The sequence below is a fragment of the Psychromonas saccharinae genome, from assembly GCF_051201515.1.
GTDB lineage: Bacteria > Pseudomonadota > Gammaproteobacteria > Enterobacterales > Psychromonadaceae > Psychromonas.
This window is the reverse complement of the sequence record NZ_CP195153.1, coordinates 1,160,895-1,180,102: the sequence shown is the minus strand read 5'-3', so window position 1 is coordinate 1,180,102 and position 19,208 is coordinate 1,160,895. Positions and strand designations below refer to the sequence as shown.

Annotated in this window: 14 protein-coding genes; 7 read left to right on the top strand and 7 right to left on the bottom strand. The window is 36.6% G+C overall.

Annotation, left to right across the window (positions count from 1 at the left end; translation table 11 throughout):
- Positions 1–35: 35 nt before the first annotated feature.
- The 5 genes from ACR30L_RS05210 (at position 36) to ACR30L_RS05190 (ending at position 7,376) form a co-directional block, all read left to right on the top strand.
- Positions 36–1,493: a GGDEF domain-containing protein gene (locus tag ACR30L_RS05210; protein WP_435236975.1), complete on the top strand. Its 1,458-nt coding sequence runs from the start codon at positions 36–38 to the stop codon at positions 1,491–1,493.
- A 245-nt stretch (positions 1,494–1,738) separates the two neighbouring features.
- Positions 1,739–3,091: a nucleotide 5'-monophosphate nucleosidase PpnN gene (gene ppnN, locus ACR30L_RS05205; RefSeq protein ID WP_435236974.1), complete on the top strand. Its 1,353-nt coding sequence runs from the start codon at positions 1,739–1,741 to the stop codon at positions 3,089–3,091.
- Positions 3,092–3,152: 61 nt separating this feature from the next.
- The gene (gene xni / locus ACR30L_RS05200; RefSeq protein ID WP_435236973.1) at positions 3,153–3,941 is read left to right on the top strand and encodes a flap endonuclease Xni; all 789 of its coding nucleotides are present in this window, start codon (positions 3,153–3,155) and stop codon (positions 3,939–3,941) included.
- 29 nt (positions 3,942–3,970) lie between these two features.
- Positions 3,971–5,701, top strand: coding sequence for a hypothetical protein (locus ACR30L_RS05195; protein ID WP_435236972.1), 1,731 nt, complete (start codon positions 3,971–3,973; stop codon positions 5,699–5,701).
- A 379-nt stretch (positions 5,702–6,080) separates the two neighbouring features.
- The gene (locus tag ACR30L_RS05190) at positions 6,081–7,376 is read left to right on the top strand and encodes an NCS2 family permease (protein ID WP_435236971.1); all 1,296 of its coding nucleotides are present in this window, start codon (positions 6,081–6,083) and stop codon (positions 7,374–7,376) included.
- 205 nt (positions 7,377–7,581) lie between these two features.
- On the opposite strand, the gene ACR30L_RS05185 is transcribed toward ACR30L_RS05190, so the two are convergent.
- Positions 7,582–8,622: a threonine aldolase family protein gene (locus ACR30L_RS05185; protein WP_435236970.1), complete on the bottom strand. Its 1,041-nt coding sequence runs from the start codon at positions 8,620–8,622 to the stop codon at positions 7,582–7,584.
- 432 nt (positions 8,623–9,054) lie between these two features.
- On the opposite strand from ACR30L_RS05185, the gene ACR30L_RS05180 reads away from it, so the two are divergent.
- Positions 9,055–9,810 carry a substrate-binding periplasmic protein gene (locus ACR30L_RS05180; protein WP_435236969.1) on the top strand — a complete coding sequence of 252 codons (756 nt, stop codon included), beginning with the start codon at positions 9,055–9,057 and terminating at the stop codon, positions 9,808–9,810.
- A 215-nt stretch (positions 9,811–10,025) separates the two neighbouring features.
- Positions 10,026–11,009 (top strand): universal stress protein, encoded by a 984-nt coding sequence (locus tag ACR30L_RS05175; protein WP_435236968.1) that lies wholly within the window; start codon positions 10,026–10,028, stop codon positions 11,007–11,009.
- A gap of 211 nt (positions 11,010–11,220) precedes the next feature.
- Here ACR30L_RS05175 and proB read toward each other — a convergent pair whose 3' ends face one another.
- From proB to ACR30L_RS05145, 6 genes are all read right to left on the bottom strand, one after another.
- Positions 11,221–12,369 carry a glutamate 5-kinase gene (gene proB / locus ACR30L_RS05170; protein WP_435236967.1) on the bottom strand — a complete coding sequence of 383 codons (1,149 nt, stop codon included), beginning with the start codon at positions 12,367–12,369 and terminating at the stop codon, positions 11,221–11,223.
- Between the two features lie 300 nt (positions 12,370–12,669).
- Positions 12,670–13,575 (bottom strand): FG-GAP repeat domain-containing protein, encoded by a 906-nt coding sequence (locus tag ACR30L_RS05165; protein ID WP_435236966.1) that lies wholly within the window; start codon positions 13,573–13,575, stop codon positions 12,670–12,672.
- A gap of 336 nt (positions 13,576–13,911) precedes the next feature.
- A complete protein-coding gene (locus ACR30L_RS05160) occupies positions 13,912–14,286 on the bottom strand; it encodes a DUF4440 domain-containing protein (protein ID WP_435236965.1) in 375 nt (124 codons plus the stop codon).
- Between the two features lie 75 nt (positions 14,287–14,361).
- Complete coding sequence (locus ACR30L_RS05155; RefSeq protein WP_435236964.1) at positions 14,362–15,282, bottom strand: D-2-hydroxyacid dehydrogenase; 921 nt, start codon at positions 15,280–15,282, stop codon at positions 14,362–14,364.
- A 114-nt stretch (positions 15,283–15,396) separates the two neighbouring features.
- Positions 15,397–17,007, bottom strand: coding sequence for an NAD(P)/FAD-dependent oxidoreductase (locus tag ACR30L_RS05150; protein ID WP_435236963.1), 1,611 nt, complete (start codon positions 17,005–17,007; stop codon positions 15,397–15,399).
- 496 nt (positions 17,008–17,503) lie between these two features.
- Positions 17,504–19,108: a Na+/H+ antiporter NhaC family protein gene (locus ACR30L_RS05145; RefSeq protein WP_435236962.1), complete on the bottom strand. Its 1,605-nt coding sequence runs from the start codon at positions 19,106–19,108 to the stop codon at positions 17,504–17,506.
- Positions 19,109–19,208 lie beyond the last annotated feature (100 nt).

The following is a 19,208-nucleotide window of genomic DNA, read 5'->3' as shown; positions in this document are numbered from 1 at the left end:
ATAATAATTGTTATTTTACATGGTGCAATGACTCAATGAATTCGCGAAAAACAATCATTCAACTTCTGCAGAAAGCATTTGAAAGAATTGCCAGGCAAAATACTGACTTCGATGCCTATCAAAGCCATTTCTTAAAAAAATTACAAGTAAGCCCATCTGAGCAAGCTACCAATAAACTTTTTGAAGAATGTTTAGAACAGCTAAATAAAAATGCATATCCTTTAGAAGAAACATTATCTGAAGGACGCCTCATTGTTTCGCAATCTCAGATACAATTACAACGATTAAATGGTTTATCGCCGGCTTCGGAACAAAAAATAGACAAAGTAACACTCCCTGTTAAACCTCGCTCTATCATAGAATTCCATAATGAACTTACGAATATAATCAAAATTTATCAGCGTGTTGTCATAGAATTAAGCAACTCAACGAAAAAACAGCATGGTGATGAAGACTATCAGTGCGAAGATGCTTGCAATGAATTACAAGAGCTCATCATCAATCTTGATATTGGCGAAGTTTACTTAAAACAACTTGATGAAATTCGTCAAAAAATAGCCGTGTTGGATGATCCGATAAAATTACCGGAATATTGCATTACAATAATATCGATTATTATTGATAGTACTCGAGAAGAACGTCGTTTATCACGTCACTTTTTATATACATTAAATGATAGCTTATCCGAGTTTTACAACAATTTCTCTAAGAATGTAAAACAAGCAGAACATTCCTTTGATGAACAAGAGCAATGCATTAAAACGATTCAACGCCAATCAGTAAGATTAAAAAACAACGCTGAACAAGCGGTAAATATAAAAGATCTGCGTAATGATATTTTTGCCTATGTTAATAGCATCGAACAATTGATTGTCGCCAAGGAAAAATCGAAAACAGAAAAGATTCAATTTCAACTGCAAAGCATGGTCAGGGAAATTAAAGAATTACAGGATGAAACAAAGGGTTATCAACGCACGATTAACAAACAAAATAGCCAGCTTCATATCGATTTTTTAACAAAAGTGCCTAATCGAGCAGCTTGGAGTGAACGTTTAATGCAAGAATTCAACCGCTGTAAACGTTATAAAAATCCATTGAAACTTGCTATTATCGACGTTGATAAATTCAAAAAAATCAATGATTCCTTTGGCCATCTAGCAGGTGATAAAGTACTTAAAGCGGTTGCTCAAACACTACAAAAATCACTGCGAAATGTAGACTTTTTAGCCCGTTATGGCGGAGAAGAGTTCACGGTTTTACTGCCAGAGATCAATCAACAACAGATGCAAATTGCATTAGATAAGTTATGCCATAAAGTAAAAAATATTCCCTTTAAATTTAAAAAAGAGAATATTATGATCACGGTATCGATAGGTTGTACTGACTTTGTCGACGGTGATGACTTAGACACAGCCTTTGAACGTGCTGATAATGCACTTTATGAAGCCAAAAAGAATGGGCGTGATCAAGTCGTTTATCACGATAAAAAATAATTACCACAAACCCGCTATTTTAATTAACCTCATTTATTAACACGAGTACCCACTAGGTAATTTTATTATTTCCTAGTTCCCCCTCGCTTAATGATTCAAATTTATCACTAAATTAATACTTATTCCTTCTATTAACTTCATATTCCTTTATAACCGGATTACATTTGTATAATTGACTATAAATCAAACCATTAATAATCAATCTGTTATAATATTTTATCATTTATTAAACTCAAGGAGCTCTCATGAATCCTCACATTAGCCCAGTTGGTAGCATGGCTTTATTATCGCAACTTGAAGTTAATCAATTAAAGCAAACAGCAGAATCTGAAATCTACCAGTTATTCCGTAATTGTTCCCTCGCAGTGCTCAACTTAGGCAGTCATAGTGATAGCAGTAAAGAAATATTAGAAAAATATAAAAACTTTGAAATTAAAGTACTCCATCAACAAAAGGGGGTAAAACTAGAACTATTAAACCCACCGGAAAAAGCCTTTATTGATGGCACACTGATAAAAGGGATCCAGGAACATTTATTTGCTGTATTACGTGATCTTTTGTATGTAAATGAACAGTTACGCGTGCCAGAACAAGTCGAAAATAATAGTGAACATATTACTAACTTAATTTTCTCTATCCTGCGAAATGCAAATATTCTTCATCTTGGTGTTGAACCGAGTGTTGTCGTCTGTTGGGGCGGACACTCTATTCAAGATCATGAATTTGCCTACACACATGAAGTTGGTTACCAACTAGGGCTACGAGAATTAAATATTTGTACTGGCTGTGGCCCTGGCGCCATGGAGGGGCCAATGAAAGGTGCAGCGATCGGTCATGCCAAGCAACGTGTTCATAATGGTCGTTATATTGGTCTAACGGAACCGGGAATTATCGCAGCCGAGCCACCAAATCCAATTGTCAATGAGTTAGTTATTCTTCCTGATATTGAAAAACGTCTCGAAGCATTTCTTCGGATTGCGCATTGTATTATTATTTTTCCAGGAGGCCCAGGCACTGCCGAAGAATTATTGTATATTCTTGGTATTATGATCCATCCACAAAATAAAAATCACCCTCTTTCAATTATTTTAACGGGGCCAAAGGAAAGCGAGCCCTATTTCAATGCTATCGATAAATTTATCGGAGAAACATTAGGCGAAGAAGCGCAAAGCCATTATCAAATAATTATTGACGATCCTTCATTAGTTGCAAAAGTTGCGAAAAAATCAATGAATAAGGTTACCCAGTACCGTTGCGCACTTAGCGATGCTTTTTCATTTAATTGGACACTCTATATTGATATGGATTTTCAGCGTGCTTTTGTCGTCAATCATGAAAACATGGCAAACTTATCATTGCATACGGATCAGCCTAAAGAAAAATTAGCAGCTAATTTACGCTGTGTTTTCTCTGGCATTGTTGGCGGTAATGTTAGAGATGAAAGTATTCAATTAATTGAAGAAAATGGTCCTTTCTTAATTAAAGGTGAAGAAAAATTAATGCGCAATGTAGACCGTTTATTAGAAAGCTTTATCGAACAGGGACGTATGAAATTACCCGGTAGTAAATACACCCCCTGTTATAAAATTATTAACTAACGCACTTATTAGTAATCACTTTTTCTGATTCTAACGCAAAAAAATAAAAGCAATGACAACTATGATATCAACACTACTCATTATTGATGCGATGAACTTAATACGTCGCATATATGCTGTGCAAGAAAAGCAACATGGTCAAACCGATAAAGCACTTATTGCCACACAAACTACGTCGGTTAATGCACTAAAAAAAATGTTGCAAATGCATCAACCTACTCATGCTATTTGTGTGTTTGACAGTCACGCTCCAAGCTGGCGCCATCACCTATACCCAGATTATAAAATAGGTCGTAAGCCCATTCCTGAGTTTTTAAAAAACAACCTTTCTAATATTCAAGATCGCTTTTTTGAAATAGGTATTGATTCATTAGTCACCGAAGATGATGAAGCGGACGATCTAATTGCAACCTTAGCCAATAAAATGTCCCAACAAAAACAACGTGCCATTATTGTGTCGACGGATAAAGGGTTTTACCAATTACTTGATACTCAAATTTTAATTTATGATTACTTCCAAAATATTTATTCCGATCCGTTACGGATTAAAAATAAAATGCAGTTAACTCCCTCTCAACTCACAGATTACTGGGCGATGACAGGTATTTCCAGCAGTGGAATAAAAGGTGTTGAAGGTATTGGCGCCAAAGGTGCACTCGCTTTATTACAAGAATTTAATAGTCTGGATAATTTATTATCACATCCCAATACAACAGAAATAGATAAACGCATTTTAAAAGTACAACAACATCAACAGGATGCACTACTCGCAAAACGACTTGTTACATTACAAAAAAACATTAATTTAGGTTTTAATTTAAAAGATTTACGTTATATTAAAACGCAATAATTTATTTATCAAAATAATCGGAGAATAACTTGAAAAAAGTCATAATAATTGCAGCAATTGCTGCAGCAGGTGCTGGCGCTTATATGATTAGCCAACAGCAGCAGCCAAGTCAAACAACAGCATACAATGTACTCAATTATGTACCTGCTGATACACCTTTATTTACGGGTCAACTTGAACCGTTTCCAATTAAAGATTATCTAACATCAGCACCAACTATCGCGAGTCCAAACCAACAAAAAATGATAGATGACTTGCACGCTAAAAATGATCCTAAAATTGACTTTTTCGCTAATATTTTTTCTGATTATCTACAGGGATTACAAAACCCTGAACAATTTATTAAAACCTTTGGATTACCTGAAAAATCACGTGGTTATTTCTATACATTAGGTTTATTACCGGTCATCAAAATCGAAGTTGAAAACCCTCAAGCGATTTGGGATTTACTTGATAAAAATGAAAAAGAAACCGGCTTCATGCATCATGAAGGTACAGAGCAATCTCTTACTTATCGCGCATACTCATTAACCGATGAAAGCGATCCGGCTAACCTTGAGCTTGTCATTGCGATAGATAAAGGTTGGTTAACAATTACCTTAAATTCTGCACTTAGTGAGCCATCACTATTATCGACAGCATTAGGCTTAACTGAAGCAAAAGCGTCATTGGCTGCTTCTGGAAAAATTGATGAAATTATCAAAAAGCATAATTTCAATAATGCCAGCGTTTCCTTTATTAATCATATTGAGATTATCAAAGGCTTAACAACGGTCGACGGCAATCAGCTTGCTCGTCAATTAACTAAACTTGAAACTGAGTTTAACGAACCTATTTTTTCCGAAATCCGTACACCTGAGTGTGCAACAGATTTCGCTAGTATCGCAAATAACTGGCCACAAACCGTTGCCGGTTACACGGATATGACAATAACGAAAGAACAATCAACATTACAAATGTCAGCAATTGTTGAAAGTAAAAACCAAGTTATTTTAACTGCTCTTCAGAATATCCGAGGATACATTCCAAATTATATCGGCAACATGGAAGACAGTATATTAAGTATGGGAGTTGGCATTGATGCTGCTCAACTAACAGACTCATTAACGTCTATTTGGCAAGATTTACAAACCCCCGCTTATACCTGTCAACCACTTGCAGAAATTCAAGATAATATCGGTCAATCAGGCGCATCTATTGGTATGATGGGCATGGGAATAAGCATGGCTAACGGTATTAAAGGTGCAGGTTTTGCACTACTAGACTACTCTCTAAAACAAACCGAAAATATGCCTTCAATTGATAATGTAGATGCATTAATTTCAGTCACTGCTGATAACCCATTACAAATTTTGAATTCTATCAAAATGTTTATGCCTCCTGAATTACAGCAACTACAACTTACCGATAACGGTGAGCCTGTTTCGCTTAATACTCTCTTCCCTATTCCAGCCGAATTGAATATTGATCCGAAATTAGCAATTAAAGGCAATCACTTAGTTATTTATAGCGGCGAGAAAAGTAAGGCTGCGGCTGATACACTGGCAACGGAAAAACCTAGCCAAAATGGTATATATGACCTGTCGGTTGATTTCAAAAAACTGTTTAGCTCACTGTCGTCTGAAGCCTTTTCTAAAGAAATGATTCCTGAAGAGCTGCAATTCATGACAACTTACGATACGCGTATCAAAGCAAGTTTTGACATCACAGCAGAAGGTCTGGTATTTGGTTCCTACGTAAATACTAAACCATCAAAATAATGTAACCATTACCTAAGTAATTTTAAAGTTAAAATAATATATTTAGCTTTTAAATTACTTAGGCTTTACCACCAGATAAAATTGATATACTGTTAATCTGAGTTAAAATACTCGGTCACCTCACATTTTAAGTTGTACTTAGCGTATTTATTACTCAAATCACTTCTAAAACTAATTCCTTAAAAATTAGATGATCTATTTAAGAACAGTAAAGTGAATGGAAGCAAAATTTAATTGTTATAACTAGTTATTCTAATTAGCAAACCAATAAAACGTGAGAATATTATTTCTCTCCGCCTTTCGTTTACACTTTTCAATAGAGATTAATTAGATTTAGAAAAATCTTAATATTTATTAACCTACAACTATTGGAGCTAGTATGCTCGAAAAAATTTTTAAATTAAGCGAAAACGGTACAACGGTGAAAACTGAAATTATCGCTGGCTTTACTACATTTTTAACAATGGCTTATATCATTTTTGTTAACCCATCAATGTTACAGGCGACCGGAATGGATCCTGGTGCAGTATTTGTTGCAACATGTTTAGCTGCAACAATAGGTTGTTTCATCATGGGATTTTACGCAAACTACCCAGTAGCACTCGCACCAGGTATGGGCTTAAATGCATTTTTCACCTATGCAGTCGTATTAGACATGGGTTACACATGGCAAGTTGCATTGGGTGCAGTAACCCTTTCAGGTATTTGTTTTGTTGCCTTAAGCTTGTTCAAAATCCGCGAATGGATTATTAATTCAATTCCACTTCCAATGCGTAAAGGTATCGCCGCTGGTATCGGTTTATTTTTAGCATTAATTGCCCTTAAAAATGCGGGGATCGTTGTTGATAATCCTGCAACATTAGTCGGCCTTGGCGATATGACATCATTACCAGCATCACTTGCTGCACTTGGCTTCTTTCTTGTCGTTGCATTAATGCATTTCCGTGTTAAAGGTGGCGTAATGATCGCTATCTTAACGATCACAGTATTAGGTATTATTTTTGGTGACGTTCAATATGCAGGCTTTATGTCTCTACCACCGAGTATTGCACCAACCTTTATGCAAATGGATGTCGCCGGTGCCTTTAATGTGGGTATGATCAGCATTGTCTTCGCCTTTCTATTTGTAGATTTATTCGATACATCGGGTACATTAATCGCCGTTGCAGAAAAAGCTAAATTACTTGATAAAAACGGTAACTTACCACGTTTAAATCGTGCTTTATTAGCTGATAGTACGGCGTCGATTACCGGTTCTATGCTGGGTACATCAACAACAACAAGTTATGTTGAAAGTGTTGCCGGTGTGGCCGAAGGTGGACGTACTGGTTTAACCGCAGTGGTTGTTGGTATTTTATTTATTGCAGCAATGTTCTTTGCACCGTTAGCAGGTATGGTGCCAGCCTACGCAACCGCTGGTGCATTATTGTATGTAGCAGTATTAATGATTGGTGGATTACGCGACATTGATTGGGATGATATCACTGAAGCCGCGCCGGTTGTGATTGTCGCATTAATGATGCCGTTAACATTCTCTATTGCAAATGGTATTGCACTTGGATTTATTGCCTACGCTGCAATTAAGATATTCAGTGGTAAAGCAGCAGAACTAAGCGCAAGCCTTTGGTTCCTAGCTATACTATTCCTAGTTAAATTACTCTTTTTCCCTGGTTAATGAATATTTATTAATTAGATCAAAAAAGGCTACTCTTATTGCAAAAGTAGCCTTTTTTATTAACCATTAATATTACCAATTCCGCTAATATCTACTCATTTCTGCTTGTTAAAATAAATACAAGTTTCGCTCTTTCTTTTGCAATTGTTACGCTTTCATTAACCTTAAATAGCATATTTAATTAACGGGTTTGATATAATTTATATCATTGTAAATGATATACTTTTTTCACTTCTTTAATAAACAAATCAACACTTTCTTCCGTTGTTGCCCAGGACGTTATTAAACGAATAGCAGAATAATTATCATCAATTTTGCGCCAGACATAAAAATCAAACGCTGCGGCTAACAATGCAATTTTGCTATTTTCTAGAATAGGAAAAATTTGATTAGTATTCGTATTCGCCCACCAATCACATTTCGTCAATTCAAAAACTTGTTTGATCTTCATCGCTTGCTGGTTAGCATGTTCTGCTAATTGAAAATATAAATCGTCTTGGAATAAAGTTTCAAATTGAATGCCTAATAATCGACCTTTCGATAGCATCGCACCTTTTTGTTTAAGGTGATATTCAAAATCCTCTTGCAAAGCAATATTATTAATAACAATAGCTTCGCCGATTAAGGCACCATTTTTAGTGCCACCAATATAAAAAGCATCCGTGTATTGAGCAATATCCGCCAAGGTAAGATCATTTTGCTCAGACATTAAAGCATGCCCTAGGCGCGCACCATCCATAAATAAATACAAATTATTCGCTCGACAAAACATTGATAAAGCAATAATTTCATCACGACAATAAACCGTTCCAATTTCCGTTGAATTAGAAATATAAACCATTTTTTGTTTTAGTTGATGAGGTTTTACAGGATGTGCATCAAGCACCTGTTGAACCGTTTCAGGCGTGAGTTTCCCATCAACAGCTTGTGCTTCATTAACCTTATGTCCAGTTGCTTCAATAGCACCAGTTTCATTATCAAAGATATGGCCAGTCGTTGCTGCAATCACACTTTCATGTGGCCGTAAAAAGGCCGAGATAATAACTAAATTAGCTTGCGTACCACCACTGACAAAATGTACTTTCGATTGTGGAGCTTTAAGTTTCTGTAAAATAATACTTGCCGCATTTTGACTGTATTGATCTCCTCCATATCCATCTTGTTGTACTAAATTCGATGCCGTTAGTGCTGTTAATATTTGTGGATGACAACCTTCTGAATAGTCATTCTTAAATGATATTTTCATTTTTACCTTTTCTGTATTTTAGGGGCGGTTAATCTTTGCTACTTGTAGCAGCTCGAAGCGACTTTTATGCTCAATAAGGCTGAAATAATAACTCTGTCGTTCTTCTACATTAATCCCGACAACTCAGAGAGTGTAGAAACAACCTCAATTTTGTAATTTAAGTCAGAATAACATCTGTTCTGATACTATTATTTTTCATTCCATACTCGATTAAACAAGAGAGTATGATGTTGCTACGCATAGGAAATTTCAAGTAACGATTTTATTTCCGAAAGAGAAATCAGCCTACTTTTATTTTAACGCTTGATCGTTCTATGCCCATTAATGAAATTTTTACTTTAATAATCAAATAGAATAAGATGATGAAATAATAACCAGATTAATTTTAAATTATTTATCTTCCCATTAATCATGACGAGTGAAACGAAATTAATGAAAAAAATATTATTTTTATTATTACTCATTTCATTCAATAACCATGCAGAGACATTGCAACTGGTCACGGGAGAATTCCCTCCCTTTGTCGGTAAAGAATTAAAAAATGGCGGAACAACCAGTAAAATTATAAAACTTATTTTTGCAAAAATGGACATGCCCATTCAAATTCATTTTAAACCTTGGAAACGCGGTTACTTAGAAACATTAAACGGTCAATATTTAGGAACATTTCCCTATACAAAAAATAAGGAACGAGAAAAATATGTATACTTTTCAGATGCTATTTATGACCTTGAAGAACATTTTTTTGCTCTGTGTAAAACCAATCTAAACTACACTAAACTGGAAGACTTAGCTAACTTAACCATATGCAAACCAATAGGTTATAATCTATTTGACTTAAAACAGCTATCCGAAGATAAAATAATTACCTTAGCCCGTCCCAAAAGCATGATTCACTGCTTTAAAATGCTGGCATTGGGTCGCGTTGATTTAGTCATGACAAATCCTAGTATTGGGTCTCATTTAATAAAACAAACATTTGCTCATCCAAATGATGTCATTCAACTTGAAAAATCATTTGTTAACATCGCTCATCATTTAATCATACCTAAATCATATCCCCAGGGAAAAGCCATCATGAATCGGTTTAACCACACATTGAAGCAATTAAAAGATCAGGGGACAATTGACTTGATTCAACAAACCAATACGCAACCAATTGAACAATCGAAACTGATAAATGGATAAACTATTTTCTCTCATATTTGTGGACAAGTTCAATTAATACTTAATCCATGCCTCTATATCCGCATATTTATCATTAACAACTCATTATGCTTTCTATACTTATCAGAGACGGTTGATTTTTATCACTCAACAAAACAACTCTAAAATGCTTCATTTAAACCAACATTTATAAAAAATTCTCTGTATTTTGTAGCGCAATAATGGAGGTAGTTAAAATGAACAGATTCAAAAATATTTTATGTGTACTTGGCCCAACAGAGAGCAGTAACAATGTTTTGGCGCGCGCAGTAACACTTGCAAAAAATAACCAAGCTAGCCTCACTGTTATTGATGTTATTCCACATGTCACAATTGGTATTGGCATTCCAATGGGGGGACCTACATTACCCAATATACAAGAAGAAATAGTAAATAGTTATGTACATCGCCTAGAAGCGTTAATCGCCCCTTATCAAGCTGAAATTAACATCGAGTCGAAAGTATTGTTAGGCACACCTTTTCTGAGTATTATTCGAGAGATACTGCGTAATGAGCATGATTTACTGATTAAAATCCCAGATCAACAGGATTGGTTAAGTCGCTTCTTTGGCAGTGACGATATGCAACTATTACGGAAATGCCCTTGTCCAGTTTGGTTAATTAAGCCAGAATCACCAAAATCTTATCGCTGTATTTTGGCTGCTGTAGATGCCAGCGAGACCTACTATTCACCTGATTTAGAAGTACGACAGTCCCTCAACCAAGAAATATTGCATATGGCAAGTGCGTTGGCTCTCTCTGAATTTTCAGAGCTACACGTTGCACATGCTTGGGATGTCATGGGCGAAAGTGCCATGCACCATGGCGTTTTTACTAAAACATCAGAAGCAGAAATACACGCGTATGTTAAAACAATTGAACAAAAGCACCAAGAAAGCTTAAATGCTCTGCTTCATGATGTTAACAATAAACAAGACGATGAAGCACTCGATTATCTCAAACCACAGCCCCATCTCATCAAAGGATTAGCACGTAGAGAAATCCCCAAATTAGCAGAAGAGATAAAAGCGGATTTAGTGGTGATGGGTACAGTCGGCCGTATTGGTATTCCAGGCTTTATTATGGGCAATACAGCAGAAACAATTTTAAACAATATAGACTGCTCAGTATTAGCAATTAAACCCCAAGGATTTGTAACACCAGTCACCTTGGAAGATTAATCTCGACATAAGAGAAATAAAGCTTGCATGGACAAAATAGTGAAGCAAAGGTACATCAAGAATGTGATGGTGAGTTTAACCACCACATAATTCAGAAAACAAACATCCGACTGTACCGATTTCGTTTAAAATAAAATCACCTAAAAAGGTATAATATTTGGACGATTCATATGAGATAGATCGTCCTTTTTACTTAGTTTGATTTATACCATTAACTTTCACTATCACCTTGATCGACGGACATCCGACGATAACTTTTGTCTAAAACAGCAATATTTTTATCTGAAATAATAGGCCCAGTTTGATGGAGTGACTCAGCGCCTTCTTTGCCAGTATCATAATCATTAATAAAGTTAAGCAGACAACTACTGTAATTGGCTTCCGCCTTAATTAAACTCTTACCATCATCACTACGAACAAAAATGGTATCTCCTGCTGAAAACTCACCATGCACTTCAACGATATCATCACTTGTTAGTTGCTCAGTTTGTTCATCAATAGAATGATCGGAATGAGTATCGACAATCACCTCTCCCTGCGCTTTCGAACTATAGGTCATCCAATGAACATTTTCTTGCATCGGTAAATCGTAGGCAGTGAAAACAGTGCCTGGATTAACACCGCTCACCAATTCTTCAAATGAGCTTTCCTTAAAACCATTAACAATATATGTTCTGATACCATGGGAAGTTGCTTTTTCAGCCGCTTCAATTTTTGTTTTCATACCACCAGTACCAACACCATCCACTTGCGCACCACCCGCCATGGCATAAATTTCATTACCAATACTGCAGACTTCTTTAATCAATTCAGCATCATCGTGGGTATGTGGATTTTTATCATATAAGCCATCAACATCGGAGCAAATAATCAATGCATCTGCATTGGCTGCCGCTGCTACTTTTGCTGATAAATTATCATTATCACCAACTTTCAAGTCATCAGTTGTGACCGTATCGTTTTCATTAATAACTGGCAAAATATTATGTTCTAATAAGCTATCAATAGTCTCTTGAATACTGTTGTAGCGCTCTCTATCTTGAAAGTCGTCTTGCGTTAATAAAATTTGTGCGCAGGGGAAATCGAAAAAACGCGCCCAGGATGCCATTAATTCATTTTGCCCTGCCGCTGCCATTGCTTTTTTTATAGCCACAGACGGATTCTTTATATCACCAAATAAATGTGCGCCGGCAGCAACGGAACCAGAAGAGACAATAATAACTTGTATGCCCGCGTCACGACATTGCAAAATAAATTTTGCAATGTGCAAAAGATAACGGGAGCTACACCCTTTTTTCTCTGGTGCAATTAATGCGCTACCAACTTTTAATGTAATTCGTTTCCAGTGACGATTTTTCATATTTCCTCAATTTTTAGATGTGACAAATTAATCGCTGTAAATACAGCAATGTCGAAATTGTAAACTCAGATTTTTTATACGATGTTTAACTTATAAAAGCCCTCTCGAAAAGACGAAATTTATAAATTAATAGGAAGAATTAATCATACTAAGAAGGTTTATTATACTGGGTTTTATTTAAATTTCTATTCATACTAAAAATATGGAATTATTTAGTCACACTTTTAGCACGATGATATCAATCAAATCCCCTCTGAGATCAATAAGCTATATGGTATTGATAATAAGGTAAATTATTTTCTATTTAGCAAAAGAAATATTGTAAAATACCTCATTTTCACCTTCAAATTGCCATTCATTTTCACTGATAGGAGTTAATGACGTGGTAAGCTGACTGGGTAAATCGAGATGGTCATGAATATGCCATCCTGTTGTCTTCCATTCCAATAAAAGAAGACGTCGACGAGATTGTTCTGGTACTAATATCAGGTCACGAGGACTTGCCGAAACTACCACGCCAAGGCCTAATTCAGTACTACCGATATAATGCGTACTCACGCCTGAATATTCAGCAAATTGAATCAGTTTTTTCCCATTGATATGATAAAGCCGCAATAATCCACCAATGTGTGGTGTAGCCACAAGCGCAATATCTTTATTTCCATCACCATCAAAATCCCCAACACCAAGAGGATTAAGCCAGCGATAAGCTTGTCCAAGAAATGGCGTTGTGGCTAATTGTACCAATTCTTGATTAACAATTCCGTACACGATCAAAGAAGCCCCAAGATGCTGCTCACTGACAACAACCAATACTTCTTCTGTATTATCATTATTAATATCAACTAATCGAGGCTCAAGGTCTTCAAATACACGATCAGCGGGTAATTCAACCATTAGTCTTGTACCCATTTTCGTTTCAACAACCAGTTGAGTTGCTTCGATCCTATCGCCTAAAACGCCATGAGCATAACGCTTCGTCCCCCCCGTAAACCAAGCGCGGTGAATATCCTGTGTCCCCTGTGCAACTTGGCTAAGGGGAAGTTGATCTTCAACAGTCACTATTGCTTCAACCTTGATAGGCACAGTCCCTTTATCAAGGTTTAACGTTTCGGCATTAATCGGCGTAATATTGAGACTCATCATCATTAAAAATAAAAAGAAAATAGATCCAATGAATCGAGAATAATTGTTGTTAGTGTCCATATTTCTCTCCACCGGAATAACGTTACATGCCATAAATTAGGATTTTACACGAAGGATCAATTCATCCGACTTCATTTGTGTTTGTCAGCTAATTATTACAATTGGTATTAGCACTATACTCATCAATATTTAGATACAAAAAATTCTATCCAATACGGTTATAACGCCCTTCTGCTCTATCAGGAAACTTATTATTTCGAACGCTTACAATTTAATTTAACAAAATCACAGGATATTTTGCGCTAACACTCGCCTCTACATGCCCGAGTCAATTGGTTTGTTTATCGAAATGTTTCTTGGATTATTAATATGAAGCCCTCTTCATGATAAGCATAGTTACTTTATTATATTAAACGCCTCGCAGTGTGTTCCCTGATGATATTTCATTTTCCAATGACCATCCGATTCAATCCAAATTGATGATCGCTTCGCATAGGCACAGTACTCACCGTTTGGCTTTAATAACGCTGATTTATAAAGTAAAAGCATGGTGCGGCTTTGTAAATTTATCAATTCAAAATCTTGCGAATGTAATTTATCTTCTGAATGTTTGGCCTTATCCATATGCGTTAATATTTCATTGAAAAAATGACTGCGACCAGACTCATCAACCTCATTAAATTCAGGATGAAGTAAACGTTCAACGGTCGCTTTATCACTACTAAACCAAACTTTATGAAGCGCTTTTTCTTGTTCGATAATAAGATTCATTTCGTCCCTTTTATTGATGATAAATTCGTCGTTAATCGTTTTATGATAGTAAAAACAACTAACGACAGAATAAACTTAAAGAGACTTAATATTATCTGCAATTTTGCTTACTAACTCTTTACGCGCTTCAACACTTGCCCAGGCTGTATGTGGCGTTATCATTAAACGATGTTGTTGTTTCACAGAAAAATAAGGATGATCATGAATCATCGGCTCTACCGCAAGTACATCAGTACCATGATAAATATCGTATTTATCTAATGCGGTTGCCATGGCTTGCTCATCGATAATTCCACCTCGCCCGACGTTAATAAGCACTGCCCCTTTCTTCAATAAAGCTAATTGTGATTCACCTATTAAATCTTTCGTTTGAGGATTCAATGGCGCATGAATAGTGATGATATCGCAACTTGAAAGCAATGTAGGTAAATCAAGTTGTTCAATACTTTGCTGACTATTTTGACCCGATGTCGAGTAATAACAAAGATCGCAACCAAACACTTGAGCTATTTCTGCAACGCGATGGCCAATTGCACCAAATCCAATGATTCCCCATTTTTTTCCTTTTAACTCAGAAAATGGCACATCAATATGCGTAAAAATTTCACTTTCACACCATTTTTTAGATTGGGTATAATTATCGTAATAACGACTTTGATGGGTCAAATAAAGCAGCATAGAAAAAGTTACCTGTGCAACGCTTTCCGTGGAATATCCGCTGACATTTTTAACCGGAATGCTCGCTTCTTCTGCAGCAATCAAATCGACATTATTTTTGCCCGTTGCAGCAATGCAGATAAGTTTAAGCTGAGGATTTGCTTCGATCGTTGCACGATCTATCATTACTTTATTGGTAATAATAATCTCGTTATCGCCAATATGTGCTGGCTTTTGTTCATCTGACGTGACTTGATATGAAGTAAATTCACCTAATGTGTTGAATATGGAAAGGTCACTGTCGCCCATACTTAATGCATCTAATAACACTATTTTCATTTTCTATCCTCGGCTTAATATCTGAATCTATTACATTAACACTAAAACCGAAGATATAAAAAAACCGAATAACATTTCTGAGATTCGGCTAATTTTTTAAACTATAAAAGAATTTTATTTATTTTTAATCATGTCTAAGGCTACCGCCTCTGCAACTTTAATTCCATCGATACCAGAAGATAAAATACCGCCCGCATAACCTGCGCCTTCCCCGCCAGGATAAAGCCCTTTAATATTCAAACTCTGATAATCCTTTCCTCGTTTGATTTGAACCGGTGAAGAAGTACGCGTTTCAACCCCAGTTAACATCGCATCGGGAGTTGCAAAACCACGTATTTTTTTATCAAACGCGGGAATAGCTTCGCGGATAGCATCGATCGCAAATTCAGGCAAACTACTGCTAAGATCCGTCATTTTTACATTCGGACGATAGGAAGGTTCAATATGACCAACGGGCTTCGCTTCCTTAGCGGCCAAAAAGTCGCCAACACGCTGCGCTGGAGCATCGTAATTACTGCCGCCAAGTACATAGGCATGACGTTCTAATTTACGTTGTAATGCGATCCCTTGAAGTGGATCGTTATTAAAGTCGCTCGGTGAAATTCCCACAACAATAGCAGAGTTTGCATTACGTTCACTACGCGAATATTGACTCATCCCATTTGTCACTACTGCTTCTTCTTCTGACGTTGCAGCAACCACCACGCCACCAGGGCACATACAAAAGCTATAAACACTTCGTCCATTTTTACAATGATGAACCAACTTGTAATCAGCAGCACCAAGAATAGGATGGCCAGCATTAATACCAAAGCGTACTTTATCAATCATTTCCTGTTTATGTTCGATACGGAACCCGATAGAAAAAGATTGTGGCACAAGATGCACTCCTTTATCGTGGAGCATTTGTACCGTATCACGTGCACTATGACCAATCGCTAATACAACATGCTTTGAATTAAGAACTTCCCCACCGTTTAAGGTCACACCCGTTATTTGTTCATTTTCAATATTCAGTTCTTCAACGCGTGTTTCAAAACGAATTTCACCACCTAATTCAATAATCTTACGACGCATACGTTCAACCATGGTCACCAATTTGAAGGTACCGATATGTGGTTTACTAACATAAATAATTTCAGCGGGTGCACCAGCTGCAACAAATTCTTGTTTTACTTTTAGACCTAAGAAGTTTGGATCTTTAACTTGGCTATATAATTTACCATCGGAGAAGGTACCGGCACCTCCTTCACCAAATTGAACATTAGACTCCGTATTAAGCTCTGCTTTTCGCCAAAAACGAAATGTATCCTTTGAACGTTCATGCACCGATTTACCACGTTCCAATACAATTGGTTTAAACCCCATTTGTGCAAGAATTAATGCACTAAATAATCCACAGGGTCCCATACCAATCACAATAGGACGTTCACTTAAATCAGCCGGTGCAGTAGCAACGTATTTATAGGTTGTATCAGGTGAAACTCGCACATGCGGATCTTTTTCAAAACGCGTCAACAATTCTGATTCATCAACATGTTGAAGAGTAATATCTAACGTGTAGATTAAGGTAATTACATTACGTTTACGCGCATCGTAACCACGTTTGAATATATGTATATCAACCAACTGCTGATCATTAATCGATAATTTATCGAGCACAAATTTCTGCAGCGCATCATCGCTATGATCAAGTGGCAGTTTAACTTCATTCAAACGTATCATGGGGTCACCTTTAAGAGCTTTATTCAGTCGCGTAGTTTACGTGATATCAGGGTAAATTGAAATTGCTTAGGAGAGATAAAAATAGTGGGAAAATACTTATTACAACAGTAATGGGATTTAGTTATATACCCGTTACCAATCAAGATGCGTTTATCAGTCACTAGCTCGGATACCAAGGCAAGGCGTAACATGATGACCTTTCGAGCGATTAACTGCGTTAATCCTCTATCGGTAGATGTAAAAACAAGACTTTACATCTTTAATAGCTAGTCCTTATCGAATGTTATAACGCAGTATTGGTGTTCGAGCTAGTGACTCGCAGGGCAAGACGAGAGGCAAACATCTTCGTTGTTATAAAGTCTCGATTTAACCCGTTAGATCTTCACCTTTATGCCTAGAATCTGCTCACCTCTCGTCTTGCTGATTTCTGCATTTTGAATGGTAACGGGTATCTCACTTGTTACCTTTCAAATAATTAGCAACGAACTTCGATGTTTTAGTCACAGTTAGTTTTTAAAGTTAAGTCACCGGCAGATTCACCTCTACTCAGCATTTTCATAACAAAAAGAACCGCAATAAAAGCAATAAAGGAAATCAATAATGCAATAGGTAATGAGTTGATAAACCCAAGGACAATAAACCCGATAGCAGATACTAATGCCATTGAAAGTGCATAGGGTAATTGGGTTGCAACATGGTCAATATGTTTACACCGAGCGCCCGTTGACGAAAGTATCGTCGTATCTGAAATGGGTGAACAATGATCACCAAAAACCGAACCGGCTAATACCGCACTTAACATTGGCATCATTAAGCTGATTTCAGTCGCACCTGCCATGTCACCAGCAATTGGTAACATAATCCCGAAAGTCCCCCAAGACGTACCGGTTGCAAAAGCCATCGCGCCCGATAAAACAAATAGAATCACAGGTAACCAATTAATATCGATATTACCCTGTACTAGCGAAGACAAATAAGCCCCTGTTTGCATATCGCCAATAACACTACCAATAGACCAAGCAAAAAACAGAATAATAATGGCGCCAAGCATCGATTTTGCACCAATCAATAGGGCATTAAAGATATCTGAGAAGGGTAATTTTTGTTTTACAACAATCACAAAAGAAAATAATAATCCAGCTAACCCGCCGTAGCATAATGATTTACCTACATCGGTATTTTCAAAGGCACCTAATATAGAAAAAGGCAATGAATTACCAGCAAGTGATTGATTACCTGTATAAAGCATAAAAAAGACCGTAGCGATAATTAAACTCACAATCGGAAAAACAAGATCACTGACTTTACCTAATTCACTTTCTTGAATGCCATAATCATCATGAAGATCGACATTTTCGTTTGCATTTCCTGCTTTCGACCCCATTGCCTCTGCTTTCACTTCATGGCTTTTCATTAAACCAATATCTAGCTTAAAGGCAATCATGGCAAACACCATCAATAACGTAAATATCGCATAAAAATTCATGGGAATAAGATGCATATAAGCACCTAGTGGCGAGTATTCGGTAATACCATGACTAACCAAAATTCCGCCAACAATAGTCATGATATAAGCCCCCCAACTTGACACAGGCATCAAGATACACATAGGCGCAGCGGTAGAATCAAGAATATAAGCAAGCTTAGCACGTGACACATGAAAACGATCCGTAACCGGACGAGAGATAGATCCAACAGCTAAGCTATTAAAATAATCATCAATAAAGATAAATACGCCTAATAACGCAGCTAAATAAGACGCACCACGCTTATCTTTAATATGTATCAAAGCCCAATTAGCAAAAGCACGCGTCCCTCCTGAAAGGGTTAATAACGCAGTGATCATTCCTAATAACAGCAGAAATCCAATAATGCTCATATTCCATGTATTAATTCCCCCGTCTTCAATCACAACCCCTTTAATGGTCTTAAATAAATACCCAGAACCTTCGGACATTGAAAAATCAGTCAGTAATAATGTTCCTAATACAATACCAACACCTAATGAAAGTAGAACTCGGCGGGTAGCGATTGATAATCCCAATGCAATAACTGCAGGCAATACCGATAACGGCGATGCTGCAAAATCGACTAATGACATGTTATTTCTTGAACCTTTTTGATATTAAACCCGGCAATAAGCTCCCTCTGTTTAGGCTGATAAAATAGATAAAACAACATGTATTCTCTCTATTTTAAGG

Coding starts and splice junctions, on each gene's coding strand:
- ACR30L_RS05210 (WP_435236975.1), top strand. CDS start 36: ATGAATTCGCGAAAAACAATCATTCAACTTCTGCAGAAAGCATTTGAA.
- ACR30L_RS05150 (WP_435236963.1), bottom strand. CDS start 17,007: ATGATACGTTTGAATGAAGTTAAACTGCCACTTGATCATAGCGATGAT.
- ACR30L_RS05155 (WP_435236964.1), bottom strand. CDS start 15,282: ATGAAAATAGTGTTATTAGATGCATTAAGTATGGGCGACAGTGACCTT.
- xni (WP_435236973.1), top strand. CDS start 3,153: ATGATATCAACACTACTCATTATTGATGCGATGAACTTAATACGTCGC.
- ACR30L_RS05190 (WP_435236971.1), top strand. CDS start 6,081: ATGCTCGAAAAAATTTTTAAATTAAGCGAAAACGGTACAACGGTGAAA.
- ACR30L_RS05165 (WP_435236966.1), bottom strand. CDS start 13,575: ATGGACACTAACAACAATTATTCTCGATTCATTGGATCTATTTTCTTT.
- ACR30L_RS05185 (WP_435236970.1), bottom strand. CDS start 8,622: ATGAAAATATCATTTAAGAATGACTATTCAGAAGGTTGTCATCCACAA.
- ACR30L_RS05175 (WP_435236968.1), top strand. CDS start 10,026: ATGAACAGATTCAAAAATATTTTATGTGTACTTGGCCCAACAGAGAGC.
- ACR30L_RS05145 (WP_435236962.1), bottom strand. CDS start 19,108: ATGTCATTAGTCGATTTTGCAGCATCGCCGTTATCGGTATTGCCTGCA.
- proB (WP_435236967.1), bottom strand. CDS start 12,369: ATGAAAAATCGTCACTGGAAACGAATTACATTAAAAGTTGGTAGCGCA.
- ACR30L_RS05160 (WP_435236965.1), bottom strand. CDS start 14,286: ATGAATCTTATTATCGAACAAGAAAAAGCGCTTCATAAAGTTTGGTTT.
- ppnN (WP_435236974.1), top strand. CDS start 1,739: ATGAATCCTCACATTAGCCCAGTTGGTAGCATGGCTTTATTATCGCAA.
- ACR30L_RS05180 (WP_435236969.1), top strand. CDS start 9,055: ATGAAAAAAATATTATTTTTATTATTACTCATTTCATTCAATAACCAT.